This is a genomic window from Streptomyces sp. NPDC048639 (assembly GCF_043199075.1).
In the GTDB taxonomy this organism is placed as follows: domain Bacteria; phylum Actinomycetota; class Actinomycetes; order Streptomycetales; family Streptomycetaceae; genus Streptomyces.
Window position 1 is genome coordinate 121,828 of sequence record NZ_JBICVP010000007.1, and the last position, 25,793, is coordinate 147,620.

Below are 25,793 nucleotides of genomic sequence, written 5' to 3' on the forward strand. Positions count from 1 at the left end.
TCCAGCACCGGTCACTGAAATGTCTCCTCCGGATGAGAACGCCTCCGGACCTGGGACCGACCAACCTCACCGCCATTCTCACGCGCTTAGCGGCACACGGCCTGGGGAGCAGGGGCGAATCGGGACGTTTTCGGCCCCGCACAAGGCCGTACGGGGCCGAAATCAGCGGCACCGGGGCCCTGCGCGGCCCGCGTCCCCGGGCCTGACCGGAGTCGCCTGGCCAACCGGCAGCGCGTGGCGCACGCTGTTCACGTGAGCACGAAGGTTTTTCTGCTCGATGACCACGAGGTCGTACGCCGCGGGGTGCGCGATCTGCTCGACTACGAGCCGGACATCTCGGTGATCGGCGAGGCGGGCACCGCCGAGCAGGCACTCGTCCGTATCCCCGCGCTGCGCCCGGACGTCGCGATCCTGGACGTGCGGCTGCCGGACGGGGACGGGGTCGCCGTCTGCCGCGAGCTGCTGTCACGGATGCCGGAGCTGTCCTGCCTGATGCTCACGTCGTTCGACGACGAGGAGGCCCTGCTGGACGCGATCATGGCCGGCGCCTCGGGCTATGTGCTCAAGCAGATCCAGGGGTCGGACCTGGTCACCGCGGTCCGTACGGTCGCCTCCGGCCAGTCCATGCTCGACCCGAGCACCACGACGCGGGTGATGGCGCGGCTGCGCGGGGAGGACGTGGAGGACGAGTCCGACGAGAGCGCGATGCCGCGGCTGACCGAGCGCGAGCGGGAGATCCTCGTCCTGATCGGTGACGGGCTGACGAACCGGGAGATCGGTCTGCGGCTCCACCTCGCGGAGAAGACCGTCAAGAATCACGTCTCACGGCTGCTGGCCAAGCTGGGAGTGGAACGGCGCATCCAGGCGGCGGTCATCGCGACCCAGGCGCAGGACCGCCGGGAGGCGCAGGAGCTCCATGAGCGGGGGCACGACTAGCCGATCGGCCGGCGCACTTCGACGGGTGCGGTGGGTGCGGTGGGGGGTGCGAACCGGGACTACACCCTGGCGACGGCGGCCTCGACGGTGTCGTGCAAGGTGAAGTAGCGCGTCAACTGCGCCAGGCGCAGCAACCTGGACACGGAGGGATCACGGATCACGATCGAGAAGTGTCCGTGGTGCTCCAACGCACGACGCCTCGCGCGGACCAGCATCGACAGTCCGCTGGCGTCGAGGAAGCTCACCTCGCGCATGTCCAGGACGATGTACGGCTCGTGGCCTTCCGTCAGGACGTCGAGGTAGTCCGATATTCCCGGGGTGTTGAGGATGTCGAGCTCTCCGCGCAGCTCCACCACGGACTGCCTGCCGACGACCCGCTGTCCCACGAACTCCCCATGCCTGTCCAGGCGCCTGTCCTCAAGCATGGCCGTCACCGCATTCATAGCTGCTCAATCCTCTGATGGTCTCTCACTCGCGATCTCTTACTTGTGCGGCACCGCCGCCACCGGGCAGCGTGCGTGGTGTATCACCGCATGGGCGACCGGTCCGAGGTGGGTACCGTGGCCGGGGTTCTGCATCCTGCGCCCCATGACGACCAGGCCCGCGCGGGCTGCCGCCTCGACCAGGTGGCGACCGGCCCGCCCGGAGAAGGCGTCCTCCACGACCTCCGTGTCGGGGAACTTGCTGCGCCACGGCCTGAGGATCTCGGTGAGCGCCTGGCGCACCTCGTCCTCCTGCCGCGGCTCGGTGTCGTGCCCGGGACGACCCGCCGCGTAACGGTGCACGGGCGCGATGTCCCAGGCGTGGACGACCCGCAGCGGCACCTGCCGCCGGTCGGCCGCCTCGAAGGCGAAGGCGATCACGTCGTCGCAGGGCTGCTGCATATCCAGCCCCAGGACGACCTCGCGACCCGACAGGGGGGACCGTTCCGGCTCGCTCTGGCCCTGCTCCCCCGGGCGTACGAGAACCACGGGGCGCGTCGCCTCGGCGAGCGTCTCGAGACCGGTCGACCCGAGCAGGAACCCGACGACGCCGCCGAGGCCACGGGAGCCGAGCACGAGCAGCGCCGCATCGGCCGAGGCCGCGAGCAGCGCGGCGACCGGGGTACCGGACACCAGCTCGGTGGTGACGGACAGCTCGGGGTGGAGGCCCTTGATGCGTTCCTCCGCCTCGTGCAGGAGGCGCGTCGCCCAGTCCCGCTGCGTGTCGTTGGACGGGACGAGGGCTCCGGGGTGCACCTTCCACTCCCACGCCTGCACGAGGCGGAGCGACGTGCCGCGCAGCTGCGCTTCCTGGGCGGCCCAGTCCGCGGCGGCGAGGCTCTCCAAGGAGCCGTCCACACCCACGGCGATGGTTCCGTCCCACACGTCCGACCTCCCATTTCTGCCCTTGCACCATCAAGACTCCCGTCCGGGCGCTCCCACGGGCAGGGGGCGCCCGGCCCTCACCGGGACCCGACAGGCCCCACTCGGGCACCGGGCCCGGATCCGGGCGCGGAGGGACCTTCGGCCCTCCGCAAAGGGCCCGGTCAGCCCTGGTGCCGACGCGATCGGACATGGGGACTCTGGTGTCGTACGGGCAGTGGACCCCCCGGCAGGGCACGGTCGTACGGGTGTGGACCGGGAGTCCGGGACGGACATGGCATGGACCGGTGACCCTGGCCGGGCGCGGACCGCGAACCCGGGAAGGGCACTGGCACGGGCAGTGGGCCGGCGGCGGGACGGGCCACGCGCGGGAAGGGAGCGCGACATGACCGGCGTGATCACCAGGGGCGGGGTGCTCGCCGCTCTTCCGTCGGACCACCTGGACGAGCTCATGGTGCTCGCGCGGGAGGTCTCGTTCCCGGTCGGCACCCGCATCATCGACGAGGGCAGCAGGGCCGACCGCTTCTGGGTCATCCGCTCCGGGAGCGTCGCCCTCGACATCCACGTCCCCGGGCGGCGCCCGGCGATGGTGGAGGAGATCGGCGCGGGCGAACTGCTGGGCTGGTCCTGGCTGTTGCCTCCGCGCCACTGGCACCTCGGGGCCGAGACCCAAAGCCTGGTCTGGGTCTACGAGTTCGACGGCGGCGCGGTGCGCGCGCTGTGCCGGAAGGAGCCGGAACTCGGCATGGCCCTCGCGATCGAGGTGGCGGACGCCATCGCCCAGCGCCTGATGGCTTCGCGTACGCGCCTGCTGGACCTTTACGGGCCGAACGGCAGTGGGCCGGCGTGGTGATGAGGGCTGTCCGCTCGTACGACGGACCGCGCCGCTCGGAGAACTGACCGCGCCGCTCCGAGGGGTGGGCGCGCCACACGTACGACGGACCGTGCCGGGCATGGGGCCGACGACGTGTGAGTGCTCCGCTCCGGCCCTGCCACCATCCCTCCCGGCGCGTAATCGACGGGTCGTCAGGTGAGTCCAACTCCCGTACTGCGCTGTCGAGTTCACCGATCCCCCTCTCGTTGCCCACACGCAGTCCTCGAGTGGCCGGCAACCGCTGGAACGGAAGTCCATCAACTTTCAACAACCTATAGCGTACACACGGAATCCCGGCTACCTTCACACTTTCAACACATCAGGGGGGGGATCTCCGTGGCACACCCGAACATGCCCAACCAGCCGTACCCGCCCATGCCTCAGGCGCCGATGCCCGGGCCGCCCGCTCCGCAGCGCAGTTGGTTCGCCCGACACAAGGTGCTGACCGCCATCGGCGGGATCTTCGCCGTCTCCCTCGTCATCGGCATCGCGACCGGCGGCGGGGACGACGGCTCCAAGGGCTCCCAGGGCAGCGGCACCAACACCACCGCCCTCAAGGAGAAGGAGAACGCCGAGCCGAAGCAGGCCGCGGCGGAACCGGCCAAGGAAGAGCAGGGCAAAGAAGAGCAGGCCAAGGAAGACCAGGGCACGGAAGAGCTGCAGCAGGAGAAGAGTCAGGCGGACCGGTTCAGGGAGTTCGTGGCGAAGAACGGCACGCCCACCGAGAAGGCGGCCGTCGGGCACATCACCAAGATCCAGGGGGCGGACGAGCAGAACGACATCCTCGACTCTGCGGAGGTCTACACCGACTTCACCGGCGGGCTGATGGGCCCGCACCAGAACGAGGGCAAGCTGATCGCCTCCGCCTTCGCCGACTGGAAGGACTCCGAGAACGGGCTCGTCACGGTATACGACCAGGACGGCGAGATTCTCTCCAACGGCCAGTTCTGATCACAGGGATCCGCCCCCGTCAGAGGGCGGCGCCCGGCCCCTGTGGCGCCCCCAGCGCCCCAGGGGCCTCACGCGTCCCAGCCCGCCGGGGCATGACAAGACAGCCGGCGCATCGGTGCATAACGTTGAAAACCGAACCCTGCCCACGGAGCACCGGACCACTGCCGGAAGGGGTCGGTCATGAGGGTGAGCCTGAAGGACGTCGCGGAGCGCGCGGGCGTCTCCATCAAGACCGTCTCGAACGTGGTGAACAACTACCAGCACATCACCCCCGCCATGCGCACCCGCGTCCAGCACGCCATCGACGAACTCGGCTACCGGCCCAACCTGACCGCCCGCCACCTGCGCAAGGGACGCACCGGCATCATCGCCCTCGCCCTCCCCGAACTGGCCAACCCGTACTACGCCGACCTGGCCGACGCCGTCATCGACGCCGCGGCCCAGCACGACTACACGGTGCTGCTCGACCTCACCGGCGGCCGCCGCCGGCAGGAGGCCCAGGTCGGGCAGGGCTTCAGCGCCCGGGTCACGGACGGCGTCATCCTCAGCCCGGTCGAACTGCGCCCCGAGGACCTGCGCAACCGCGACGACGACGCGCCGCTGGTGCTGCTCGGCGAGCGACCCGGCGACCTGCCGTACGACGCGATCGCCATCGACAACGTCGCGGCGGCACGCACCGCCGTACGCCACCTCACCGGCCTGGGCCGCCGCCGCGTCGCCTTCCTCGGCGGGCACACGAACGACGCCGCCCACCCGGCCCACCTCCGCGTCCAGGGCTGGCGCGAAGTCCTCGCCACCCAGGGCGTGGACGCCCCGGACGCCCTGATCGCCCCCACGGACGGCTGCGACCGCGCGGACGGCGCCGAGGCGATGACGCGCATGCTCGACGCGGGCGAACCCCCGGATGCCGTCTTCGCGTACAACGACCTGATCGCGATCGGCGCGATGCGGGTGCTCTCGGATCGGGGCATGCGGGTGCCGGAGGACATGGCGGTGATGGGCTTCGACGACATAGCCGAGGGCCGCTTCGGCGCGGTCACGCTGACGACGATCGCCCCCGACAAACGCACCATCGCCCGCCTGGCGATCGAGTCGATCCTGACCCGCCTCCAGAACCCCGACCGCACGGCTGAGTCCATGCGCAAGGGCGAACTCCGCCCGGAATACCGGCTGTTGGAGCGGGAGAGCACGCTGGGGCGTGGGTGACGGCGACGGATGGCCGAGCCGCCCCCGCCCCCGCTCCTACCCCTGTCCCCGCTCCTGCCCCTGCGCGACTCAGGCCTGTGGGCGCTCCCGTCGGCTATCCGCCTGCCGCCGCCCTTTTCGCCAGCCGCCGGGCCTGCGCCGCCGTCTCTTCCCGGCCGGACGTCGAGCCGTCCGGGGCCGGGGCGCCGTAGCGGACGTCCACGCCGGAGTCGGTGGCGCGGGCGACGATGCCCGGGATCGCGCGTTCCGCCAGGGCCGCGATCGTCAGCGACGGGTTGACCGTCAGGGACGCCGGCACCGACGAGCCGTCCGTGACGAACAACCCCCGGTGGCCGCGGAGTTCATGCAGGTCGTCCAGCGCCGATGTGGCCGGGTCGTCGCCGATACGGGTGGAGCTGAGGGGGTGGGCCGTCACCGCGCCGGCCACGTCCTCCGTCCACGGCCGCACCCGCGCGAGCCCGTCCTTCTCCAGGATGGCGCGCAGTTCGGCGTCGGACTCCCGCCAGCCCTTGCGCGTACGGTCGGTGGCCCGGAAGAAGAGGCTGCCGAGGCCCAGGCCCTGGGCGAGGCGGGTGAAGCTCCCGGTGAGCGGTACGGGTCCGAACGTGCCCTCGTTGTCGTCCTCCGTCATCGCCAGCAGCGTCAGCCACGACCGCCAGTTCTTGCGCATCCGCCGCTTCTCCACGCCGTACCAGCCGGGCCCGTCGCCCGCCGCCTGCGCCAGGACGTTGGTGATCGTGGGGAAGTAGATCTGCTGCAGCGAGAACCGGGTGAACTCCTCGTCGTCCGCCCGCAGTCGGTCGTAGCTCGCGGCGGTGATCGGACGGCCGATGTGCAGGGCCGCGTACGCCTCGCCGCCCGGTCGGGACAGGTCGAGCAGGGAGCGGACCTTGTCCTCGTCCACTTCGGCCACGCTCACCCGGTCGCCGTTCCCGGAGAAGTGGCGGCCCACGGCCTTCGGCATGCCGCCGAGCGCCACGGCCGAGCGCTGCAGGATGACGGGCGTGCCCACGGCGCCAGCCGCGAGGACCACCACCTTGGCGTGGATGGTTCCGGTGCCCTGGGGGACGGTGTAGTTGTCGGGGTCGAGGACGGTGTACGTGACGGCGTACCGGTAACCGGACTGCAGCGAGGGCCGGATGATCTGCACCTCGTGCAGCGGCCGTACGGTCGCGCCGTGCGCTTCGGCGGCCGGGAGGTAGTTCGTCAGCATCGAGCGCTTGGCATCGAAGACACAACCGGACAGCATCCAGTTGCAGTTGGTGCACTTCTGGGTGTCGACGGCGATGGGCACCGGGTTGCAGGTGCGGCCCGCGCGGGCGCATGCCGCGGCGAAGACGCCCCCGGCGTAGGAGACGTCGGACCAGCCCGTGCGCGCGACCGGAATGGACTCCTCGACTCGGTCGTACCAGGGGTCGAGCCCGGCACGCGTGATGCGCTGGGGCCACAGCCGCCTGCCGATGCTGCCACGGCGTTCGAACGCGAAGGTCGGCGCGCGCAGCGAGGCCGCGAAGTACACCACGCTGCCGCCGCCGACGCAGTTGCCCGCCACGACCGTCATGCCCTCGCCCCGGATGACGTCGACGATCCGGTTGTACGTACCGAGCTGCGTGGACTGCGCGAAGTCCTCGCTCTCCATCCGCGGACCGCGCTCCAGGATCGTGACGCGGGCGCCGCCCGCCGCCAGGTGGTACGCGGGGATGGCCCCGCCGAAGCCGCTGCCGATGACGAGGACATCCGTGGTCTGCGCTGTCATGCCGGGCTCCCCGAGGGGGTGGTGGACGGGTGCAGCGGGGCCAGAGCCCGGCCGTAGGAGTACGCGCCGAAGCGCCATGCACCGTCCGCGCCGGCGGCCGGGAAACCGAGCCAGGTCAGCCCTGGATGGCCGGTGCGCACGGCATCGGCCGTGTCGTCGTTCGCGGCGGTGTCGAAGGCGAGCGCCACCACCAGGGCGAGCACCTGCCAGATGGCCCGGTCGACGTCCTCCGGCCCGTACAGCTTGCCCACGAGCTTCGTGCGGTGGGCGAAGGACAGCCCGACGAACGGCGGTTGGAGCGGGGGCAGCAGGATCAGATGCGTCGCGGCGTACGCCGTGGCCCGGGTGGTGAGCAGGGCGGCGATGGCCGGGAGCAGCGGGCGGAGCGGCAGTTCGGGCGAGGCGAGGACCTCCAGCGCCCCCGCCTGGACCGCCCCGGGGCCGCTGACGGCCCCGGCGACGGCCCGGTCACCCGGGTGTCTGCGTTCCCCGGGAATGATCGTGTCGGCGAACGCCTCCAGCGTCTGCGCGGTGATGGGGTCCACCACCGCCGGCGCGGCTCCGGCGCCGCCCGCGAGCGCACCCGCGGTCACGCCGCCGGCGGCCAGCGTGGCGGCTGCCGCGGCCAGTCCCTTCAACACCGCCCGGCGGTCCAGTGGAGCACCCATGGCTCACCCCGCCAGGCTGCAGGGAAGGCTGAACGGGAGCGTGACGCTGACGCCGCTCTCCCCGGAGTCCTCACCGAACCGGGCCAGTGCGTCGGCCAGTTCGGGGAAGTGGGGGCGGAGCGCGGTCACGGCGTCGCCGATTCCGGCCGGTTGCCCGCCGATGCGGAAGTTCGTGACGCGGAGCCCGGCGCGCCGTGCCCCCTTGTCCCACCAGTACTGGCCGTCCCAGGTCACGTACGGCACATCGCCGGTCGACTTCTGCACGCTCCAGTGGTCCCGCTGGTAGTAGCGGCAGGAGAGACCGGCGATCGCGAAGCGGGAGGGCTCGGCGAGCAGGAAGCGGAGCGCGCCGCCGTTGTCGATGGTGATGTCGCGCTTGTCGTACTCCACGCACAGCGGGTCGTACGCCCACATCCACAGCGGGGGGTGCTCGCCCTCGCCGAAGTGGTGCCACACGCACTCCGATGTGAACGGCGGCTCCGCGAAGGGGCCCACCGTTGCCGAAGCGGCGGCCGCGGACGCCGTGGACGCCGTGGACGTCTCGGAGGCCCTGGACGACTGCGCGGCCGACGCGGACGCACCGGGAACGACGGCCGCGACGACGGCGCCGAGAGCGAGACCCAGCGCGGCGTTGCGGAGACGGGCGCGTGTACGGGAGCGGACCATGGAACCTCCTGGGAACGAGCAGGGGTCGAACCTGGACGGCTCCGCGTCGGGCGTGGGGACTCCGCGGCGAAGACCAATCAGAGAATGGGGGCGCACCGACGACGTCGGCAATACTTGTGCAGTGACTCATCCACTGGGTCACTGATTCTTCACGGGGTACCGAGGGCCTGCACAACGGCCACGGAAGAGACCGGGGTGACGGGCGGGCCTTCACAGGACTCAAGGGGTGCGGGACGTACGGGAGCGGGGCCCCGCTCGGCCGGGCCCACGCCGTACCGGTCGGCAAGACCCACGCCGCCATGCCGAGACGCGGCGAGACCCGCACCGGACGCGGCGAGCCCCACGGCCGGGCACCGGACGCGGCGAGCCCCATGGCCCCCGCACCTGACGTGGCAAGAGCCACGGCCCCCGTACCGGCGGGGGGGGGGGGGGGGGGGGGGGGGGGGGGGGGGGGGGGCGCGGGGGCGGGGGGGGGGGGGGGGGGGGCGGCCGGGGGGGGGGGGGGCGGGGGGGGCGGGGCCCCGGCCGCCCGGGTCGGCCGCCCCCGCGCCCGCCCCCCCCCCCCCCGCCCGGCCCCCGCCCGCGGCGCCCCCCCCCCCCCCCCCCCCGGCGGCCCCCCCCCCCCCGCCCCCCCCCCGGGGGGGGGCCCCCCCCCCCCGGGGCGGGGCGGGGCCCCACGCCGAACCGTGAATCCGCGTTGCGCGCGCCGGACTTGGTCCCGGCGGATCTCAGAGCGCGACCGCGACCGCCGCCGTACCGCCGACCAGGACGATCACCCCGCGCAGGACGGCCGGCGGCAACCGGCGGCCCACCTTGGCGCCCAGCCATCCGCCCAGCGTCGAACCGGCCGCGATCACTCCGGCCGCGGCCCAGTCGACATCGGTCGCGGCGATGAAGACGACGGCGGCGACGCCGTTGACGACGGTGGCGAGGAACCGACCACCGCGTTGATTCCGCCCGCGGCGACCGCCGCCGCACCGATCGCGACTGCCTCGACCGCTTCCACACCGCCCCAGCGCTCGTGATGACGACCGCCGCACCCGGCACGCGGACGACTCCGTACCCGGCACACGGACGGCCCCGTGCGGCTGCCGAGCCCCGCACGCGGCCCGGCGAGGATCGTCACCCTGCCCCAACGCCGCGGTCAGTCCCGGGATTTGCTGGCACAAGCCCAAGCGACGGCTTCATCCGAGCCGCCGTACGGCCGGCTCACCGGCGTAGAAGGATTGTCGGCCGCATGGGCCTGGGGCCCATGTGCATGTGACCTGGGCTCTGCAAGGTCGAGAAGTCTGCGAGTGAACGATGTGAAGCCGCTGCCCACTCTTGCACTCCCTCCCCCAAAGAGCCCGAACTGTTTCCTCTGGTCTCCCCCGCGGAGCAGTGGAAACGGAATAAGCACACAGGCCCCAGGAATGCGTACGGGCACTATGCCAACGCACCTTTGCCGACTGCAAGTCAGTAATTCTCCGGTTCTCGCCACGCGAGAACCGGAGAGTCGGTTTCTCTGAGGACGAGAAAGAGCGGGGCCGTTTCTCACCACACGAGAAACGAGGGTTTGCAAGGCGGCTCCACCAGCAGAATCCGCATGCCATAGCCTGTCCACGACCTACCCACAACTGCTAGGGAGTGCAGTGCGAGCGATCACGATGCGGGAATTCGGCGGCCCTGAGGTGCTGGAGCTGGCCGATGTTCCGGAGCCCCAGCCCCGCGCGGGGTATCTGCCGGCGAACGTGACCTGCGCGGGCGTCAATTACGCGGACGTTCATGTGCGGGGGAACACGTATCTGAACCCGGTTGAGCTGCCGTACATCCCCGGAAACGAAATCGTCGGGACGGTGGACGGCGGGCGTCGTATTGCGGCACTGACAGCAGGCGGAGGTTACGCGGAGAAGGCCCTCGTCCACCGGCGCGTCATCTGGGACATCCCGGATGATGTGACCGACGAGCAGGCCGTTTCACTGACCCTGCAGGGCAATTCGGCCTGGCACCTGCTGTTCACCGCGGCGCAGGTGACCAGCGGCCAGCGTGTCCTCATCCCGGCTGCGGCCGGTGGTGTCGGGTCGCTGGCCGTTCAACTGGCCAAGAGCGCCGGAGCGAAGGTCGTCGCCCTGGCGAGCACCGAGGAGAAACGCCACCTGGCGCAAGACCTCGGCGCGGACGCGGTGGTGGACTCCTCGACGGCCGATGAACTCACGGAGCGCATCCTTGAGGCCGCCGGCGGTCCGGTCCAGGCGGCTCTGGAGATGACCGGCGGCAAGACCTTCCACCAAGTGCTGGGCGCGGTCGCCCCTCGCGGCCGTGTGGTCGTGTACGGCTACGCCGGCGGTGAGCTGGCGAACGTTCCCACACGGGAGTTGATGGAGCGGTCGATCACGCTGTCGGGATTCTGGCTGCCCCATCTCTACAGCGACCGCACGGCGCTGCCGACGTCGATGCGGGCGCTGTTCGCGGCGGTACGGTCCGGGGACCTGCGGCCGGTCATCGGAAAGGCGTACGGACTCGGCGAGGCGGCGCAGGCACACCGTGACCTGACCAGCCGTTCGCAATCGGGGAAGCTTCTGTTGGACACCGCTCACTAGGATGGTGGATCCCCCACGCGGACATACGAGTTGGAACGCTCGTCCCCGCAACGGGGCCGCGCCTCCGCAGGAGGAGGCGCGGCACTGATCCCAGGGGAGGAGCGACCGGATGGGCACTGGGACGAGCCACGCCGAAAGGGTCTTCAGGGTGCAGCGCGCCTTCGTCGACCTCGGAGGACCTGACCACAGCCTGAGCGAGCTGGCCGAAACGACGGGGCTGGATGACTCGACCGTCAGCCGGATACTGCAGAGCGGCATCTACAGCGGTACGTTCGCCCGCCCCCGCCGTGGGCGGTATCAGCTCGCCCGGGCCGTCAGCGAGCTTGCGTTCCAGGCGCTTTCGCATGACGGCCTCTCCGGGGACGAGGCACACGCCGTGCTGCAGCAGCTCCGGCTGGCCACCGACGGCGGGATGGTCTTCCTCTACATGAAGGCCCCGTTCGGAGGCATCAACCGGCAGTGCATCGACATGGCTGTCGGCGACTCGGACCTCGTCGAGCTCGGGATGACGCCGCGGGATGTCCTGTCGGTCACCCGCTCTCTTCGTACCGGGGCGTCGGGCCGGACGATACTCGCCTACCTGCCGCCGGTCCTCCAGCAGCGGGTGTTCGACGAGCCGGTCCCTGAAGAAGCGGGCCCCGGGGTCTACCAGGACAACGACGAGCTGCGTGATTCCCTCGCGGACATCCGGGACCAGGGCTACGCGGTGGGCTACCAGGAGTGCATGTCCGGCTGGAACTCCTGCGCGGCTCCCATCATGTGGGACTCCTCGATCATGGGCGCGGTTCTCCTCCTGCGCCCGGCCCAACTGATGCCGCACGCACCCCAGAAGGTCATCGACGCCACCAAGCACGCCGCGGCTCGACTGAGCCGCCTCGGCGGGGGTGACTGGCCCGCAGGCTGAGGGACGCATCGCAACAGCAGGCGGGGTCCGGTTGAACCGGGCCCCGCCTGCTGGTTGTTCGCAGGGGCGGTCAGTCTTTCGACCCGAACCGGGTCCCCCACCGACGGAGCCCGGAACCTCCACCGCGGGGCCCCGCTCTCGTCCGGGAGGGCGAAGGCGCGTTCGTGGGTTCACGACCAGACGGGTCGCCCGGTCTCCCACAGCGCCGCCACGTGGGAGGCGAACCGGTCGTACAGCCCGTCGTCGCCGAGCCTGCGCAGGTGCAGCATGGGCGAGTCGTGCCCGAGGAGGTTGGAGATGTGCGGCGTCACCAGCATCTGATCGTCGAAGGTGAACACCGAGAGGGCGATGTGCTCGTCGCTGTACTTCGCCTCAATACCCGGCGCGTCTCGGATCTTGTCGAGCGCATCGAGCGTGATCCGGATCCGCGTCCCGACTGTGAGTGGAACACCCTCGACCTCTTCACGCTTACGGGTGACCTCCGACTCGGGATCACCCACGACGAACCGCACCGCGCAGCCTTCCTGAGCCTTCCGCTTCAGCCGATCGGAGAGACGCGGGTGCTCCTGCCAGATGAAGTAGTTGGTGTACCCGGCGAACGTTATGGCCTGCGATGCCCCGTCGATCAGCGACGCCCACACGCTGGTCGGGCACGCATTTCGGTACGGGTACGCGGAGACGATCTCCCGGTCCGCGCCCACCTTGACGGTGGACCTGACCGCCTTCGGCCACAGCACGTCTGCACTCACTCCCAACGCCGTCTCCACCTCGGCGCGCGTCCTCGGATGCGGGACCCGAGGGTCGGATAGCCACCGCTCAGCTGTCTTTACCGTGACGCCGACTGTACGTGCGAGCCGTCCAGTGGTCATCTTCCGCTCCGCCATAGCGTCGCGCAGCGCTGTGTTCAAGGCGCCCCCCGAGGACGTTGGGACCTTCTTGGACGGTAGACCTTAGACGCCGATACGTCCCTCATGTGTCCGTGGAAACGTCCCCTGGACGGGCCGAAGTTGGAGTCATGGCGGACAAGGACTGGCCCCACGCATCACCCTCACGCGAAGCACTGCGCCGGTACGTGGCGCGTCGCGAGGGGATAGTGCGCGGCATGAACGAGGGCACCGACGCGGACGACTCAGGAGGCGCCGCGATCCCCCCGGGGTCCATGGCGTACCCGCCGTGCCGGTGCCCGCGGTGCCGCAAGGCCAGGGCCTAGGACGCCACGCCGCCGCCCCCCGGTATGCCTCAGAGCGCCGGTCAGGGCGCAATCAGCAAGCGTCAACCACGACACAGGAGGCACAGTGACCATCACCGCAGAACGGCCCTTCGTCACCGCCACCGACCCCCGGACACTCCTCGGCTCCGAGCTCGTCAACCGACTCGCCACCCGCATCGTCAAAGACCACCCCGGCATCGACCTTCCGTTCGCCGACCGGATCGTCACCCAGACCGCGGCGTTCCTCGCCGCATGCGGCGACAACACCGGCCAGCCCCTCTCGCCCAGCGGGAGCATCGACGTCGGCTGGCACACCTTCATCCTCCACACCCGCGAATACGCTGCCTTCTGTCAGCGCATCGCGGGACACTTCGTCCACCACGTCCCGACCGACCCCGACGAGGGCGAGGAAGGGACAGCCGCAGCAGCCCGGCAACGCACCCTCGAGGCCATCACCGCGGCCGACTACACCGTTGACCTCGAGCTGTGGCCGGAGATGAGCGACTGCAGCCAGTGCCACGCCGGTTGCAGCGACAGCCCCAACAGCGGCAAGAGCAAGCAGAAGTGACGTAGGCACAACGCGCCACCAGCCGCCCGGCCCGCGCCGGGCGGCTGTCTCAAGGAAGCGGAGCGGATCGCATGGCAGAGACGGCCTGGGACACCTACTCGCAGCAGAAGCCGGAGCGACGGCTGACGAACGCCGCCGGCAAAACGACATGGTTCAACTGGACCCAGTACGCCGACCACGGGCCCGACGCGGAAGTACTGGGCATCAGCCAGGGATCGACGGTCCTGGAACTGGGTTGCGGGAAGGGCGGCAACCTCGCGCACGTCGCGACCCTCGGCGCGCGCGCCACCGGAGTGGACCTGTCCCTCGCCCAGCTGAAGGCCGCCGACGCCCGGTGGGCGGACACCGCCCTGCTCGAGCTGCACCAGGCGGACGCGCTCGACTTCCTCGCCCGCTGCACGGACACCTTCGACGCGGTGTTCTCCGTCTTCGGCGCCGTCTGGTTCACCGACCCCGCCACGTTGCTGCCCGCGATCCGCGAGCGGCTCCGTCCCGGAGGCTTGCTCGCCTTCTCCCACCGGCCACCCATTGAGGGGTGCTACGGCTGCCAGGCGTCGTACATCAACCGGTCCGAGGACGAGGACCCGCTCGTCGTGAAGCGCTGGGACTACGAGCCACAGCAGTGGACGCAGATCCTCCGCGAACGCGGCTTCACCGACGCGACCGCCCTGGTGCTGCCCGCCCCGCCCGGCCGTCGCAAGATCGGCACGATGCTCGTCCGCGCCACAGCCTGACGCCGCACAGCCGGCGCCGGTCGTCCTCTTCCTGCGTGGAGGGTGGCCGTGGCCTCTTAATGTCTTGATCGTTTACCCCTGGGGCCGGCAACGGGCCAACAGATAACCTGTCGGGCGCCGACAGAGAGATGCCCCAGGCTCATCCCGCTCTCACCTGGGGCAATTCATGTAGGCCGTGTGGGACTCGAACCCACAACCAATGGATTAAAAGTCCACTGCTCTGCCAATTGAGCTAACGGCCCGTGCTCGTGCTCCCCCGAGCATAGCGGGGACGAGCCGGACGGCCGATCGGGTATCCGCCGGGCGCGTATGGGCCCCCTGCCGGGACCCCCACCGTACCGGCCTCGTACGGGACACCCCGCCCCTGCCCCTGCCCCTGCGTCGTGGACAGCGCCGGGAGCGGATGGGAGCACGCCGCCCGTGCACGGGCCTCCATGGTGTCACGCGCTCACCCCGAAGGCCGCGCCGCGTCACCGTTGCCGTCTGCCCGCCGCCGGGCCGCAGCGGCAGGGGAGACGCCGCCGCCCCCGGGCACCGAAGTGGTCCGGGGGCGGCGGTGGTTCAGCAATGGGCGCCGGGGTCAGCCGTTGCGCTTCCAGCGCGGCTTGTCGGCGCGGCGGTCGAACGAGCGGCCACCGGAGGCCGAGCCACCGCGGTGGTCGTCGCGCTTGGCCGGACGGTCGTCGCGGCGGTCACGGTTGTACGGGCGGTCGTCGCGACGGTCGCGGTTGAACGGACGGTCGCCGCCACGGTGGTTGTGGTCGCGGCGCTCGAAGGAGCGCCCGCCGCCGAAGCCGCCGCGCTCGCCGTCCCGGCGGTCACGGTTGACGGGACGGTCGTCCCGCCCCTCACGGCTACCGCCGAAGCGTCGGTCGTCGCGGTCGAACGAGCGGCCACCGCGGTCGTCGCGACGGTCGCGGTTGAACGGACGGTCGTCGCGGCCACTGCGGTCGCGGTCCCGGCCGCCGAAGCCCCGGTCGTCGCGACGGTCGCGGTTGACCGGGCGGTCGCCGTAGCCACCGCGGTCGTCACGGCGCTGGAAGCTCCCGCGGTCGTCACGGCGCTGGAACCCGCCGCGGTCGTCACGGCGCTGGAAGCTTCCGCGGTCGTCACGGCGGTCGCGGTTGAACGGGCGGTCGCCGCGCCGGTCGTCGTCCCGGCGGTCCCGGTCGCGGTCGCGACCGTAGGAGCGGGGCGCGTCACGGCGGTCGTCCCGCCGCTCGTCACGCCGCTCGTACCGGTCGTACGTGCTGCGGCGCGGCGCCTCCTGCGCGGCCGGCGCACCCGCCGAAGCCTGGGCGTTGTCCTGGGTCGCGGCGGCAGCGGCGCCGTCCACAGCGGTCGGAGCCGCCTGTGCGGGCACCTCGCCGACGACGGTCGCGGTGGCAGAGCCCTCGACGTCCGTACCGGCCACGCCCGTCTCGGCCGCGGTCCCGGAGGCGGACGCCGCCTGGTCGGCGACCGGCTCATCGCCCCGCTCGCGCGCCGCGCGCGACGTCAACCGGTCGGCCTCGTCGCGGAGTTCGGCAGCACGCCGCTGCGCCTTCTCCAGCTCGCGCGTCAGGTCGTGCACCTCGCGCTCCGCCTGCTTCGCGGCGTTCGACGCGGACTCGGCCTGCACCTCGGTGAGCGACCGGGCGCCGGTGATCAGGGCCACGTCCTCGTCGAAGGCGCCGGCACCACCGACGATGTGGCGCGAGGCGTCCACGCCCGCGTCCTCCATCAGCCGGAAGATCTGCCGCCGCTGGTGCGGGAGGGCCAGCGACACAACAGTGCCGCTCTGGCCGGCGCGGGCGGTGCGGCCCGAACGGTGCAGGTAGTCCTTGTGGTCACCGGCCGGGTCGACGTTCAGCACCAGGTCGATGCCGTCGACGTGGATGCCGCGCGCGGCGACGTCGGTGGCGACGAGCACGTTGACGTACCCGTCCTTGAAGTCGGCGAGCGTACGGGTCCGGGCGCCCTGCGTCATACCGCCGTGCAGCGCGTCGGCCCGCACCCCGGCGTCCTGCAGCTGCTCGGCGACGCGGTCGGCGCCGAGCTGCGTGCGGACGAAGATGATCGTGCGGCCCTTGCGGGCGGCGATGGCGGCCGTGACCGGCGCCTTGTCCTTCGGCTTCACGACGAGCACGTGGTGGGTCATGGTCGTGACCGCGCCCTGCGCCGCGTCGACCTCGTGCGTGACGGGCTCGGACAGGTAGCGCTTGACGAGCGTGTCGATTTCGTTCTCCAGCGTCGCGGAGAACAGCATGCGCTGACCGCCCGGCGGGACCAGGTCCAGGATCTCGGTCACCTCGGGCAGGAAGCCCATGTCGGCCATCTGGTCGGCCTCGTCGAGGACGGCGATCTGCACCTTGTCGAGCGAGGCGGCGCGGCGGTCGATCAGGTCGCGCAGACGGCCCGGGGTGGCGACGAGGATGTCCACGCCGCGCTCCAGGGCGCTGATCTGGTTGCCCATCGACGTACCGCCGCACACGACCTTGAGCTTGAGGCCGAGCACGTCGCCGTACGGCTGGAGCGCGTCGGAGACCTGCATCGCGAGCTCGCGGGTCGGGGTGAGGATCAGGCCGCGGGGGCGCTTCTTCTCGGTGGAGCCGCCGGCGAGCTGGGTCAGCAGCGGGAGGCCGAAGGAGAGGGTCTTGCCGGAGCCGGTACGGCCACGGCCGAGGATGTCCCGACCGGCCAGGGCGTCCGGGATGGTCGCGGCCTGGATCGGGAACGGCGTCGTGACGCCGTTCTGGGACAGCTTGCGGACGACGGGCTCGGCGAGCCCCAGGTCCGCGAAGGTGGTGGTCGGAGGCGCCTCGGGGGCCTCGACGACCTCGGCGACCTCACCGTTCTCGGGCACGACGGCGTGGTCAGAAGTGGAAACAGACATGCGAAATGCGAACCTTCCGGAGTCTCGGCACGCGCCCAAACTCCGTGATTCGCATACGACCGCCTCAATGCGGTCAGCCACGGGAAGGAAAAGGAACGCGCCATTCGCGGCGCGCTTCGGTTTCGGCGCCGGGCAACATGGGATCAAACGATCTACCACCATACGCACCTCGAACCCCCCGACGCAAACCGGGCGAGGGAGACCTGCGACACCCCGGAGGGCGTCGGGTGGGCGGTTCGGCCCAGCGCCACTGTGGCGCTGGGACAAGGGAGTTCGGGTACGCGGGCGGGAGCCGCGGTGCACGGTGGTGCGGAGCGCACGATCACGTCCGGGCGTATGCCTCCCGGTTACGTCCGTGCCGGTCTCCCGGTTACGCCTCCGTGCCGGTCTCCCGCGTACGCCCAGCCCTGGCGCTCGTACGGACATGTGCGCAGGCGAGAGGCCCGGTACCGCGGGCGCAGGCGAGACGCCCGGCCGCCCGTGCACAGACGAGATGCCCGGCTGATCCGCGGTCGGGGCACTGTGCGGGTTGCCGCACACAGCACGCGCCGAGATCCGTACGGCGACGAGGAAGGCTCACGTACGCGTCGGTGGAAGGAAGACCCGTGTGTACGGCGTCAGCGGCAGCTGAGTTCGTGGCACGAGGACCCGGCGCGGGCCCCCAGCCATCCCGACCCGGCCCCGGACCCGGCCACCGCCCCGGACCCGTTTCCGGACCCCGTCGTGGACTCCGGCTCGCTCTCCCCCGACGACGGGTCCTGGCCGGTCGGCGTGACCGACGGGGACGCGGATCCACTCGGCAGCGTGCCCGACGGGGACGGCTGGGGCGACGACGCGCTGGGCACCGCCGACGGCGCGCCCTGCGACGGCGAGGCGGACGGCGACTGCGACGGCTGGGAGGGACGGGGCCGGGTGTGCTCGACCCCCGAGCGCGTACGGTCGCCCGACGGGCGCGTCGATCCGCCCGCAACGGGCCGCTCGCCTCGCGCACCCCCGTCCCGTGCGCCGCCCTTGGCGTCGGCCATGCCGCTACCCCGGCCGTGCCGGGTGTCCCCTCCGGTGCCGCCCTTCGTCTGGGTGCCGCCGCCGTCCGGCGTCGACTTGCCCTCCCGGTGCCCCACCGAACCGGTCCGCTGCCCGTCCTCGGGATCGCTCACGCTCATGCAGCCCGTCGCCGCGGCGATCGCAAGAACCGCGGCGCCGAGGCGGCTCGGCGTGCCGGTGCCGTGCCGACGCGCCACGGAAGGAGCGGAGTCGACGGAGGGAGCGGAGTCGACGGAGGGAGCGGAGTCGACGGAGGGAGCGGAGTCGACGGAAGACGTGGACGGACAGGAGGAGCGGAGGCGGCGGCGGTCGGGAAACAGGAGCACGTGCGGGCACCTCCGGCGCGGCAAGAAATAGGGGGTTACCCGTGCTCAACTGCCCCTCCCCCGGCCAGGACACGGCCCGGATCCTCCCCCGGGACGCCTTCGCCCACCCCCGGCGCACGCCGAGCACGGCGGCCCGCAGCCCGCGCCGGGTCACGCACCACGTCCGCCCCCGGCACGGGCGTACGCGTCGCACCGGCCCGTCGCGCCCCAGCCACAGCGCGCCTCAGCCGAAGGCCTCAACCCAAGATCTCAACCGAGGGGCTCAACCGAACGTCTCAGCCGAAGAAGGTCTCGGCCGCGATCACTCCGAGCCAGGCCGCGCCGAGCCCCGCGCCCAGCGAGCCCACCGCGTTCGCCACCGCCAGGACCGCCCGGCCGCGCTCGGCGAGCCGCAGCGACTCGTACGAGAACGTCGAATACGTCGTCAGCGCCCCGCACAGTCCCGTCCCCAGCAGGAGCTGCAGCCGCCCGGACGCGGCGCCCGCCGCGACCGCACCGGTCACCAGGCCCAGGACCAGGCTCCCCGCGAGGTTGACGACGAAGGTCCCCCACGGAAATACCGAGTCGTGCCGGGCCTGGACCGCCCGGTCGACGAGGTAGCGGAGCGGCGCGCCCACGACGGCGCCGGCCACCACGAGCAGCCAGTTCACCGGGACGGCTCCTTCCGGGCCTTGCGGGCCTTCCGCTCCGGCTGATCCCCGCCCGGCCGCGACTCCCCACGGAACACCGCGCGGGTCAGCGCGGCCGCGGCCCAGACTGCGCCGAGCGCTGCCGTGAGCGTTCCGACGGCGTACGCCACCGCGACACCCGCCTCGCCGCGCCGCAGCAGGCCGACCAGATCCACGGCGTACGTCGAAAAGGTGGTGTAGCCGCCGAGCACGCCCGTACTGAGGAACGGCCGCAGCAGCGGATGGCCCGCGCCGCGCTCGCTCACCAGCACCATCAGCACACCGATCAGCGTGCAGCCGGAGACGTTGACCCAGAAGACGTCCCACGGGAACGCGCTCCTCGGCGTCGGCCATGCCAGCGAGGCCCCGTACCGCGCGCTCGCTCCGGCCGCGCCGCCCGCTGCGATGACCGCGAGCACCTGCCAGAGGCGGTGCGGCGCGGTCTCGGCGCGGTCGGCCGGGACGTGGAGATCGACGTCGGGGTCGACGGGTTCCCCGCGATGGGCGGTCGCGGCGGACGCCCCATGAACTGCCCGCCCCACAGGGGCCGAGACGTCAGCGCCCCGACTGCCCGGGCCGTCCCCGCCGGTGACGCCGTCACCCGTAGCGTCGTCACCGCCAGAGCCGCCGTCACCCGTAACGCCATCACCGCCACGGTCGCCGTCACCCGTAACGCCGTCATCACCCGGACCGTACGGGTCGCCGCTGTCCGGCCCTCCGTCACCCTGCGAGCCGCCGCTCACCCGTAGCCCAGGGCATGCAGACGCTCGTCATCGATGCCGAAGTGGTGCGCGACCTCGTGCACCACGGTGACCTCGGTCTCGGAGACGACCTCCTCGCGGGTGTCGCACATCCGCAGCGTGGGCCCGCGGTAGATCGTGATCCGGTCGGGCAGCACGCCCGCGTACCACTCCCCTCGGTCGGTGAGCGGCGTCCCCTCGTACAGCCCGAGCAGCTCGGGATCGTCCGCCGGCGGTTCGTCCTCGACGAACACGGCGACGTTGTCCATCAGCCTTGTCAGCTCCGGCGGGATACGGTCCAGGGCCTCGGCGACCAGTCCCTCGAACTCCTCGCGCGTCATCTCCAGCACGCCCCTCATTCTCCGCCACGCGACCGGATTCGGGCCCACCACCCGCCCGATCACCACCACCGGCGCATTCGAAGCCCCTCACCCCACAGTCCGCCCGCCGCCCGCATGGGCCTCGTGGCGCCTGGGCATACGGCCACAATGGATCGCGAACCATTCCGGTCGCCTCATCCGTCGTCCCGCTCGTCATCCCGTCCGTCGCCCGGCCGTTCGGCCACTCTGCGCGCCCTGAGCGCTCTGAGCGCCCTGAGCGCAGCAGTGCTGCGTCGCCGGTGGACACGGCTCCGCCCCCGGGACGGCTCCCCGGCCCTCGCACTCAGCCGTGGCCCGCACCCGTACGTCCGTGCCGTCGGCCTCATTACCGTGGTCCTGCTCGGCGCATGGCTCGGGCTGCTGATCGTCGGCAGCGTCCGTACGCCCGTCGGCCCGATGGACACGCGAATGACCCTGCGTCCCTCCTTCACCGGTGGCACCAAGATCAACGTGTCACCGCTCGGTTCGCTGGAGATGCAGAGCCACACCGGCCCCCTCAGGCTCGACGTCGACGTCGACCAGCTCGACCCGGACCGCTCCGCCGCGCTGGTCGACCACCCCGAGCGCATCGCCGGACTCCAGGACGAGGTCTCCCACGACGTCACCGCGGGCACCCTGGACCTGGCACTGCGCTCCTGCGTGGCCGTGGTCTCCGGCTCGTGCGCCCTCGGACTCGCCGTCTACCGCAGGCCGCGCCCCGCCCTCGCCGCGGGCGGTCTCGCGCTGGCCCTGCTCACCGCGTCCGGCGGCCTCGCCTACGCGACGTGGAACCCGAAGTCCGTCCTGGAACCCAAGTTCTCCGGGCTCCTGTCCTCCGCTCCCAGCGTGGTGGGCAACGCGCGCAGCATCGTCAGTGATTTCGACGTCTATCAGCAGGAGTTGGCGCGTCTGGTCACCAACGTCACCAAGCTGTACGACGTCACGTCCACCCTGCCCGCGTACCAGCCGGATCCCACCACCGTCCGCGTGCTGCACGTCTCCGACATCCACCTCAACCCGGCGAGCTGGCACATCATCGAGTCGCTCGTCGAGCAGTACGAGATCGATCTGATCGTGGACACCGGCGACACCATGGACCACGGCACAGCGGCGGAGAACGGCTTCCTCGACCCGGTCTCCAGCCTGGGCGCGCCGTACGTCTGGGTGCGCGGCAACCACGACTCGGGCGCGACGCAGAAGTCGATGGAGGGGCGGAAGAACGTCCACGTCCTGGACCACGGGAAAACGGTCGAGGTGGCCGGGGTGCGGCTGGCGGGCATCGGCGATCCGCAGTTCACGCCGGACCGCTCGGTCGTCACCGCCGGCAACCCGGCCGAGGAACGCGCGGGGCGCGAGCTGGCCGCATCGCTGCGCGTGCAGACCGCCGTCGGCCGGCCCGCCGACATCGCGCTGGCGCACAACCCGGTCGCCGCCGAGCAGACCGACGGCACGGTCCCCCTGGTCCTGGCCGGCCACATCCACCGCCGTACGAACCAGCTGCTGGACGGAGGCACCCGGCTGATGACGCAGGGCTCGTCGGGCGGCAGCGGACTGCGCGCGGTCGAGGGCAAGGAGCCGGATCCGGTCGAGGCATCGGTCCTCTACCTGGACCGCGACGCACACACGCTCCAGGCGTGGGACGAGATCACGCTGGGCGGTCTCGGCCTGTCGAAGGCGGAGGTCAGCCGCCATCTCCCGGAGAGCAACTCACCTGACGCGACGCCCTCGCCCAGCGATTCCGGAGCGGGGCCGGGGCAGGAGTCCGCGCCTGGATCGCCGCGGGAGTCCACGCCGGGTACGGGGGCGAGCCCGCCCCCGCGCGCCCGCCCGGAATGACATCAGCGACCAGAACGAGGGGGTGAGCCGGAACGGCCGGGGAAGGGGCCGGGTCCGTCGCCGTGCGGGGCGGCGCATGACGGCGCCGATTCGGATGGGAAACCGTTTTGGCGATCGCTCCTCCCATCCCATATGCTTCTCACGTCCCCGACGGCGCCGACAAGCGCTGCAGGTGGGCCATCAGCCCTCATCGTCTAGTGGCCCAGGACGCCGCCCTTTCAAGGCGGTAGCACGGGTTCGAATCCCGTTGGGGGCACGCAAGATCCTGTGCGAGACTTGTCCTCGCACAAGCTCTTGGTCCTGTGGAGCAGTTTGGAGTGCTCGCCACCCTGTCAAGGTGGAGGCCGCGGGTTCAAATCCCGTCAGGACCGCTGCGGCTGGGTAGCTCAGTTGGTACGAGCGTCCGCCTGAAAAGCGGAAGGTCGCCGGTTCGACCCCGGCCCCAGCCACCGCCGCCCACCAGGGCAAACGGCCCCACCGAAGATCACCGGTGGGGCTGTTCTCGTGCCGCTGCGCCAACGCGTACGCGAACGGTTCTCAGCTCGTTGGACCACGGTTGCGGGCCAGTAGGTCCGGTACTCCTCCAGCTCCATGTTCGTGTCCGGCACGGGAATGCGTGGTTCTCCTGCGCCTGGAGATCGGTGATCTTCTTCCGCACGTCATCCCGCGACGTGCCGTAGACCGAGACACACGTGCGGGACGCCGCGGGTCGTCGTCACGTACACGCGACCGTGATCCGTGCCGTGTTCTGCGAAGGGTGCTCCTGCCTTCGCCGTTGGCACGCTGAGTGGCGTCGGCGCTCGAAGTCCTTCGGGGTTGATCACGCGGCGGGCGGGCGGAGGATTCTTCCTGCCGGTCGAGTGCGTGCCGGTCGAGCCGGACCAGCAGTTCGTCCAGGTCAGAGGTGGCGAACCTGCACTGGAACGGCCGTGCCGTGGCTCGGTGGCGCGGTCTTCGAGTACGCGAGGCCGATCCCGGACCTCACCGAGGTACGGGAAGTCATCGGACGAGACGCCCTTGCGTTGGACGAGCCAGGAGAAGATCTCGATCTGGTTCGCCCCGTGGGCGTGCATGGCAGCCTTCGGAAACGCCCTGGTGAGGCGGTCCATGGCCTTTTGGTAGGCGGACCTGTGCTCAGGCAGCGATGAGCGGGCCCGCCCACGTCCTTGGGCGGAACACCATCTGCGCCGGCGTTCTACCGGGCCATGACGCCCCCTCCCCAGTCGGATGGAGAGGTAACTCGTAACGCAGTGACCGACTGCCCTATCTCTTTCACGTTACGAGTCACCTCTGAAGCGACTGCCGACCGCCGATGTCTGCATGAGGAATGCGGAATCCCGCCACGTCAGCAGCGGCAACCCGCAGTCCGAGGAACCCTTGGGTGACCCATGAGGCGGGTTTCAGGGGCGTTGATCGGCCGGCGAGGCCGCTCGACGGTGGCGCACATCCGGCGACGGCATCCGCTACCGGTAAACGGAGCTGATATTGGTCGAGTGGTCAGCCGCCTGGCACTGGCTGGTGTCGCGGGCGCCGGAGGCGGTGAGCGCCAGGTTGTTGAGGTTGGCGCAGCTGTTGTTCTGCCGTCCTTCTTGAGCAGTGTTCTGCTGGACGAGCGAGGCGGCACTGGAGCCGCCGTCGGCCTCGGCACCTCCGCCGATTTCGGCAGTACCGACGTTGCTGGAGCGGTCTGCCGCGTCACAGCTGATGTCCCTGCGTGCTCCGCTCAATTCCTCTTGCACAAGGTTGAGGTTTCCGCAGTTGGTGTTCTGGCGCCCCTCTTGGGCGGTGTTCTGCTGGGCCACACTGGACCCTGTGGTGGACCCGCCGTTGGCGTCGGCGCCACCGCTCCTGACCACGGCGGCACGGCTGAACGAGGAATCCCCGCTGCTGCACTCGGTCCCCACGGCTCCCCCGGTCACCGCGATGTTGCCTGAGGCGTTGAGGTTGCCGCAGTTGGTGTTCTGACGCCCCGCTTGGGCGGTGTTCTGCTGAGTGACGAAAATATCGCTACTGCCGCCGTTGGCGTTCGCTCCGCTGCCCTCAGCAAGAGTCCGAAGGCTGCGCGAACCGTCGGTGTTCCGGCACGCCGTACCTGACCGGCCCCCGGTCAGGATGATGTCCCCGGTGCCGTTGGGGTTGCCGCAGTTGGCGTTCTGCCGTCCCTCCTGAGCAGTGTTCTGCTGGTTCATGGCGCTGCCCGAGCCGCCGTTGGCGTTGGCGCCCCCGCTGCTGGTGAGGGCGTGATCACTGAGCGAAGTATCCCTGTTTCGGCACCGGTCGTCCGTCCGCCCGCCGGTCAGCTCGAAGGTGCTGCCGCCGAGGCTGGCGCAGTTGGTGTTCTGGCGCCCCTCCTGCGCGGTGTTCTGCTGGTTCATGATGGTGAAACCTTCATTGTTCACCCCGCCCCCGTTGGCGGCGGCCCCGCCGCTCGTGTGCTGCGTGTACTTGCTGCGCGAGGCATCGTCGTTCTCGCACTGCCCCTCGGTTCGAGCTCCGCTCAACGTCGTGTCGAACGCATTGTTCTGATTGACGCAGTTGTTGTTCTGACGGCCTTCCTGCGCGGTGTTCTGTTCGTTCACGTCGACGGTGAAGGCGCCCGTTCCTGAACCGCCGTTGGCCTCGGCGCCACCGCCGTGGACGAGAGTGTGGTCGCTGAGCGAAGTGTTCCGGTCGGTGCACCGACCCTCGACACGGCCACCGTTGAGGCTGAAGCCGGACTCGTTGAGATGGGCGCAGTTGTTGTTCTGCCGCCCGCGCTGTGCCGTGTTCTGCTGGGCGAGCGTCGTCAGTCCCGAGCCCCCCGCGGCGTCCGCACCACCGCTGCGGACCTGGGAGAACTTGCTGAGTGAGCCGTCGGCAGTCACACAGCGGCCCTTGAGCCGCCCACCACTGAGCGTGATGGTCTCCTCATTGTTGTTCGCGTGCACGCAGTTGTTGTTCTGACGGCTGGACTGCGCGGTGTTCTGCTGGAAGGCATCGGCTGCCGTCGAGGAGCCTCCGGTAGCCGTGGCGGTCGGGCCGTCGGCGAACGCCGTTCCTGCGCCGAGCGACGCCATGCCGCTCACCGCCAGGACTACCAACGCGGCTGTCGCGACTCTCTGTACCTGCATGCTGCCTCCCGGGAGGGACCTGCCAAGGTTCTGAACTTGCTCTGCCAACGGCACGCCCCGTCGCCCTGATACGGCAGTACCTCTGTCATCCCCCGAACAGCCCACCAGCCGTGGCAGGGAGGGTTCAGAAGGCCGCACCGTACGAGCTCGCGAGTGGCCGCTCGCTGGGCACCTCCCCGCCCGCGAGGGCTGTCACAGAGCGGGGGTGCGGAGCCGCGCCTGACGAGGCGCCGTCGAGTCGGCCGATTGCTCGCGTATGTCGCGCAGCACCCGGTCCTCGGGCACCAAAACGCTCAGGCTCGCCGACCAGCGCGCTCAGTCACCTGTGGCTGAGCGCTCCGGTCGGTCAGCCGTGCGCACAGTCCCGCTCCAGTCGTGCCGCCAGGTGTGCTCGCTTCGCTCAGCCGCGCCAAGGCCCG

The 25,793-nt window shown here is 71.0% G+C and carries 23 protein-coding genes and 4 tRNA genes; 13 read left to right on the forward strand and 14 right to left on the reverse strand.

Translation table 11 applies throughout. The features are described 5' to 3' along the window. The first annotated feature begins 252 nt into the window (after nucleotides 1-252). Entirely contained in the window at nucleotides 253-936 is a 684-nt protein-coding gene (locus ACGFNH_RS20460) for a response regulator (RefSeq protein WP_393655642.1), read from the forward strand. 59 nt (nucleotides 937-995) lie between these two features. Here ACGFNH_RS20460 and ACGFNH_RS20465 read toward each other — a convergent pair whose 3' ends face one another. Further along, the gene (locus ACGFNH_RS20465) at nucleotides 996-1,361 is read right to left on the reverse strand and encodes an STAS domain-containing protein (RefSeq protein WP_393655644.1); all 366 of its coding nucleotides are present in this window, start codon (nucleotides 1,359-1,361) and stop codon (nucleotides 996-998) included. Nucleotides 1,362-1,418: 57 nt separating this feature from the next. Next, nucleotides 1,419-2,303: a universal stress protein gene (locus tag ACGFNH_RS20470; protein ID WP_393655646.1), complete on the reverse strand. Its 885-nt coding sequence runs from the start codon at nucleotides 2,301-2,303 to the stop codon at nucleotides 1,419-1,421. 382 nt (nucleotides 2,304-2,685) lie between these two features. Here ACGFNH_RS20470 and ACGFNH_RS20475 point away from each other — a divergent pair, with 382 nt between their 5' ends. The 3 genes from ACGFNH_RS20475 to ACGFNH_RS20485 all read left to right on the forward strand — a co-directional run bounded on the left by ACGFNH_RS20475 (nucleotide 2,686) and on the right by ACGFNH_RS20485 (nucleotide 5,331). Beyond that, nucleotides 2,686-3,153 carry a cyclic nucleotide-binding domain-containing protein gene (locus ACGFNH_RS20475; RefSeq protein ID WP_393655648.1) on the forward strand — a complete coding sequence of 156 codons (468 nt, stop codon included), beginning with the start codon at nucleotides 2,686-2,688 and terminating at the stop codon, nucleotides 3,151-3,153. A gap of 357 nt (nucleotides 3,154-3,510) precedes the next feature. Then, entirely contained in the window at nucleotides 3,511-4,125 is a 615-nt protein-coding gene (locus ACGFNH_RS20480) for a hypothetical protein (RefSeq protein ID WP_393655650.1), read from the forward strand. Nucleotides 4,126-4,305: 180 nt separating this feature from the next. Next, nucleotides 4,306-5,331: a LacI family DNA-binding transcriptional regulator gene (locus tag ACGFNH_RS20485; protein WP_393655652.1), complete on the forward strand. Its 1,026-nt coding sequence runs from the start codon at nucleotides 4,306-4,308 to the stop codon at nucleotides 5,329-5,331. Between the two features lie 94 nt (nucleotides 5,332-5,425). Here the strand turns inward: ACGFNH_RS20485 and ACGFNH_RS20490 are convergent, their stop codons facing one another. From ACGFNH_RS20490 to ACGFNH_RS20505, 4 genes are all read right to left on the reverse strand, one after another. Further along, nucleotides 5,426-7,087, reverse strand: a complete 1,662-nt coding sequence (locus tag ACGFNH_RS20490) for an FAD-dependent oxidoreductase (protein ID WP_393655654.1) — start codon at nucleotides 7,085-7,087, stop codon at nucleotides 5,426-5,428. Further along, the gene (locus tag ACGFNH_RS20495) at nucleotides 7,084-7,755 is read right to left on the reverse strand and encodes a DUF5987 family protein (RefSeq protein WP_393655655.1); all 672 of its coding nucleotides are present in this window, start codon (nucleotides 7,753-7,755) and stop codon (nucleotides 7,084-7,086) included. The genes ACGFNH_RS20490 and ACGFNH_RS20495 overlap by 4 nt, the downstream gene beginning before the upstream one ends. A gap of 3 nt (nucleotides 7,756-7,758) precedes the next feature. Beyond that, complete coding sequence (locus ACGFNH_RS20500) at nucleotides 7,759-8,421, reverse strand: hypothetical protein (RefSeq protein ID WP_393655656.1); 663 nt, start codon at nucleotides 8,419-8,421, stop codon at nucleotides 7,759-7,761. Between the two features lie 728 nt (nucleotides 8,422-9,149). Further along, nucleotides 9,150-9,491: a TSUP family transporter gene (locus ACGFNH_RS20505; RefSeq protein WP_393655657.1), complete on the reverse strand. Its 342-nt coding sequence runs from the start codon at nucleotides 9,489-9,491 to the stop codon at nucleotides 9,150-9,152. A gap of 561 nt (nucleotides 9,492-10,052) precedes the next feature. On the opposite strand from ACGFNH_RS20505, the gene ACGFNH_RS20510 reads away from it, so the two are divergent. Further along, a complete protein-coding gene (locus ACGFNH_RS20510; protein ID WP_393655659.1) occupies nucleotides 10,053-11,000 on the forward strand; it encodes a zinc-binding alcohol dehydrogenase family protein in 948 nt (315 codons plus the stop codon). Nucleotides 11,001-11,109: 109 nt separating this feature from the next. Further along, entirely contained in the window at nucleotides 11,110-11,904 is a 795-nt protein-coding gene (locus tag ACGFNH_RS20515; RefSeq protein WP_393655661.1) for an IclR family transcriptional regulator, read from the forward strand. 170 nt (nucleotides 11,905-12,074) lie between these two features. Here ACGFNH_RS20515 and ACGFNH_RS20520 read toward each other — a convergent pair whose 3' ends face one another. Beyond that, nucleotides 12,075-12,653, reverse strand: a complete 579-nt coding sequence (locus tag ACGFNH_RS20520; protein WP_393655663.1) for a hypothetical protein — start codon at nucleotides 12,651-12,653, stop codon at nucleotides 12,075-12,077. Between the two features lie 546 nt (nucleotides 12,654-13,199). Between ACGFNH_RS20520 and ACGFNH_RS20525 the strand changes: the two genes are divergently transcribed. Together ACGFNH_RS20525 and ACGFNH_RS20530 are read left to right on the forward strand one after the other, a co-directional pair. Continuing rightward, the gene (locus ACGFNH_RS20525; RefSeq protein WP_393655665.1) at nucleotides 13,200-13,682 is read left to right on the forward strand and encodes a glycine-rich domain-containing protein; all 483 of its coding nucleotides are present in this window, start codon (nucleotides 13,200-13,202) and stop codon (nucleotides 13,680-13,682) included. A gap of 71 nt (nucleotides 13,683-13,753) precedes the next feature. Continuing rightward, nucleotides 13,754-14,416 carry a class I SAM-dependent methyltransferase gene (locus ACGFNH_RS20530; protein WP_393655666.1) on the forward strand — a complete coding sequence of 221 codons (663 nt, stop codon included), beginning with the start codon at nucleotides 13,754-13,756 and terminating at the stop codon, nucleotides 14,414-14,416. 169 nt (nucleotides 14,417-14,585) lie between these two features. Here the strand turns inward: ACGFNH_RS20530 and ACGFNH_RS20535 are convergent. From ACGFNH_RS20535 to ACGFNH_RS20555, 5 genes are all read right to left on the reverse strand, one after another. Beyond that, a tRNA-Lys gene (locus ACGFNH_RS20535) sits at nucleotides 14,586-14,658 on the reverse strand. Nucleotides 14,659-14,996: 338 nt separating this feature from the next. Further along, the gene (locus ACGFNH_RS20540) at nucleotides 14,997-17,291 is read right to left on the reverse strand and encodes a DEAD/DEAH box helicase (RefSeq protein WP_393655668.1); all 2,295 of its coding nucleotides are present in this window, start codon (nucleotides 17,289-17,291) and stop codon (nucleotides 14,997-14,999) included. Between the two features lie 617 nt (nucleotides 17,292-17,908). Further along, nucleotides 17,909-18,532, reverse strand: a complete 624-nt coding sequence (locus ACGFNH_RS20545; RefSeq protein WP_393655670.1) for a hypothetical protein — start codon at nucleotides 18,530-18,532, stop codon at nucleotides 17,909-17,911. A gap of 404 nt (nucleotides 18,533-18,936) precedes the next feature. Continuing rightward, nucleotides 18,937-19,311 (reverse strand): fluoride efflux transporter CrcB, encoded by a 375-nt coding sequence (gene crcB / locus ACGFNH_RS20550; RefSeq protein ID WP_393655672.1) that lies wholly within the window; start codon nucleotides 19,309-19,311, stop codon nucleotides 18,937-18,939. Further along, complete coding sequence (locus ACGFNH_RS20555; protein ID WP_393655674.1) at nucleotides 19,308-19,871, reverse strand: fluoride efflux transporter FluC; 564 nt, start codon at nucleotides 19,869-19,871, stop codon at nucleotides 19,308-19,310. The genes crcB and ACGFNH_RS20555 overlap by 4 nt, the downstream gene beginning before the upstream one ends. On the opposite strand from ACGFNH_RS20555, the gene ACGFNH_RS20560 reads away from it, so the two are divergent. Continuing rightward, entirely contained in the window at nucleotides 19,854-20,078 is a 225-nt protein-coding gene (locus tag ACGFNH_RS20560; RefSeq protein WP_393655675.1) for a hypothetical protein, read from the forward strand. The genes ACGFNH_RS20555 and ACGFNH_RS20560 overlap by 18 nt on opposite strands. On the opposite strand, the gene ACGFNH_RS20565 is transcribed toward ACGFNH_RS20560, so the two are convergent. Beyond that, the gene (locus tag ACGFNH_RS20565) at nucleotides 20,069-20,419 is read right to left on the reverse strand and encodes a metallopeptidase family protein (RefSeq protein ID WP_393655677.1); all 351 of its coding nucleotides are present in this window, start codon (nucleotides 20,417-20,419) and stop codon (nucleotides 20,069-20,071) included. The two genes, ACGFNH_RS20560 and ACGFNH_RS20565, sit on opposite strands and share 10 nt — an antisense overlap. Nucleotides 20,420-20,557: 138 nt before the next feature. Here ACGFNH_RS20565 and ACGFNH_RS20570 point away from each other — a divergent pair, with 138 nt between their 5' ends. The 4 genes from ACGFNH_RS20570 to ACGFNH_RS20585 all read left to right on the forward strand — a co-directional run bounded on the left by ACGFNH_RS20570 (nucleotide 20,558) and on the right by ACGFNH_RS20585 (nucleotide 22,713). Further along, nucleotides 20,558-22,264, forward strand: a complete 1,707-nt coding sequence (locus ACGFNH_RS20570) for a metallophosphoesterase (protein WP_393655679.1) — start codon at nucleotides 20,558-20,560, stop codon at nucleotides 22,262-22,264. 183 nt (nucleotides 22,265-22,447) lie between these two features. Beyond that, nucleotides 22,448-22,520: transfer RNA gene (locus ACGFNH_RS20575), tRNA-Glu, on the forward strand. Nucleotides 22,521-22,560: 40 nt separating this feature from the next. Beyond that, nucleotides 22,561-22,635: transfer RNA gene (locus tag ACGFNH_RS20580), tRNA-Asp, on the forward strand. Between the two features lie 4 nt (nucleotides 22,636-22,639). Further along, nucleotides 22,640-22,713 (forward strand) — tRNA-Phe (locus tag ACGFNH_RS20585). A gap of 1,014 nt (nucleotides 22,714-23,727) precedes the next feature. Here ACGFNH_RS20585 and ACGFNH_RS20590 read toward each other — a convergent pair. Beyond that, nucleotides 23,728-25,374, reverse strand: coding sequence for a hypothetical protein (locus tag ACGFNH_RS20590; protein WP_393655681.1), 1,647 nt, complete (start codon nucleotides 25,372-25,374; stop codon nucleotides 23,728-23,730). Nucleotides 25,375-25,793: the final 419 nt, after the last annotated feature.

Coding starts and splice junctions, on each gene's coding strand:
- ACGFNH_RS20495 (WP_393655655.1), bottom strand. CDS start 7,755: ATGGGTGCTCCACTGGACCGCCGGGCGGTGTTGAAGGGACTGGCCGCG.
- ACGFNH_RS20475 (WP_393655648.1), top strand. CDS start 2,686: ATGACCGGCGTGATCACCAGGGGCGGGGTGCTCGCCGCTCTTCCGTCG.
- ACGFNH_RS20500 (WP_393655656.1), bottom strand. CDS start 8,421: ATGGTCCGCTCCCGTACACGCGCCCGTCTCCGCAACGCCGCGCTGGGT.
- ACGFNH_RS20515 (WP_393655661.1), top strand. CDS start 11,110: ATGGGCACTGGGACGAGCCACGCCGAAAGGGTCTTCAGGGTGCAGCGC.
- ACGFNH_RS20465 (WP_393655644.1), bottom strand. CDS start 1,361: ATGCTTGAGGACAGGCGCCTGGACAGGCATGGGGAGTTCGTGGGACAG.
- ACGFNH_RS20485 (WP_393655652.1), top strand. CDS start 4,306: ATGAGGGTGAGCCTGAAGGACGTCGCGGAGCGCGCGGGCGTCTCCATC.
- ACGFNH_RS20570 (WP_393655679.1), top strand. CDS start 20,558: ATGGATCGCGAACCATTCCGGTCGCCTCATCCGTCGTCCCGCTCGTCA.
- ACGFNH_RS20560 (WP_393655675.1), top strand. CDS start 19,854: ATGAACTGCCCGCCCCACAGGGGCCGAGACGTCAGCGCCCCGACTGCC.
- ACGFNH_RS20590 (WP_393655681.1), bottom strand. CDS start 25,374: ATGCAGGTACAGAGAGTCGCGACAGCCGCGTTGGTAGTCCTGGCGGTG.
- ACGFNH_RS20530 (WP_393655666.1), top strand. CDS start 13,754: ATGGCAGAGACGGCCTGGGACACCTACTCGCAGCAGAAGCCGGAGCGA.
- ACGFNH_RS20490 (WP_393655654.1), bottom strand. CDS start 7,087: ATGACAGCGCAGACCACGGATGTCCTCGTCATCGGCAGCGGCTTCGGC.
- ACGFNH_RS20540 (WP_393655668.1), bottom strand. CDS start 17,291: ATGTCTGTTTCCACTTCTGACCACGCCGTCGTGCCCGAGAACGGTGAG.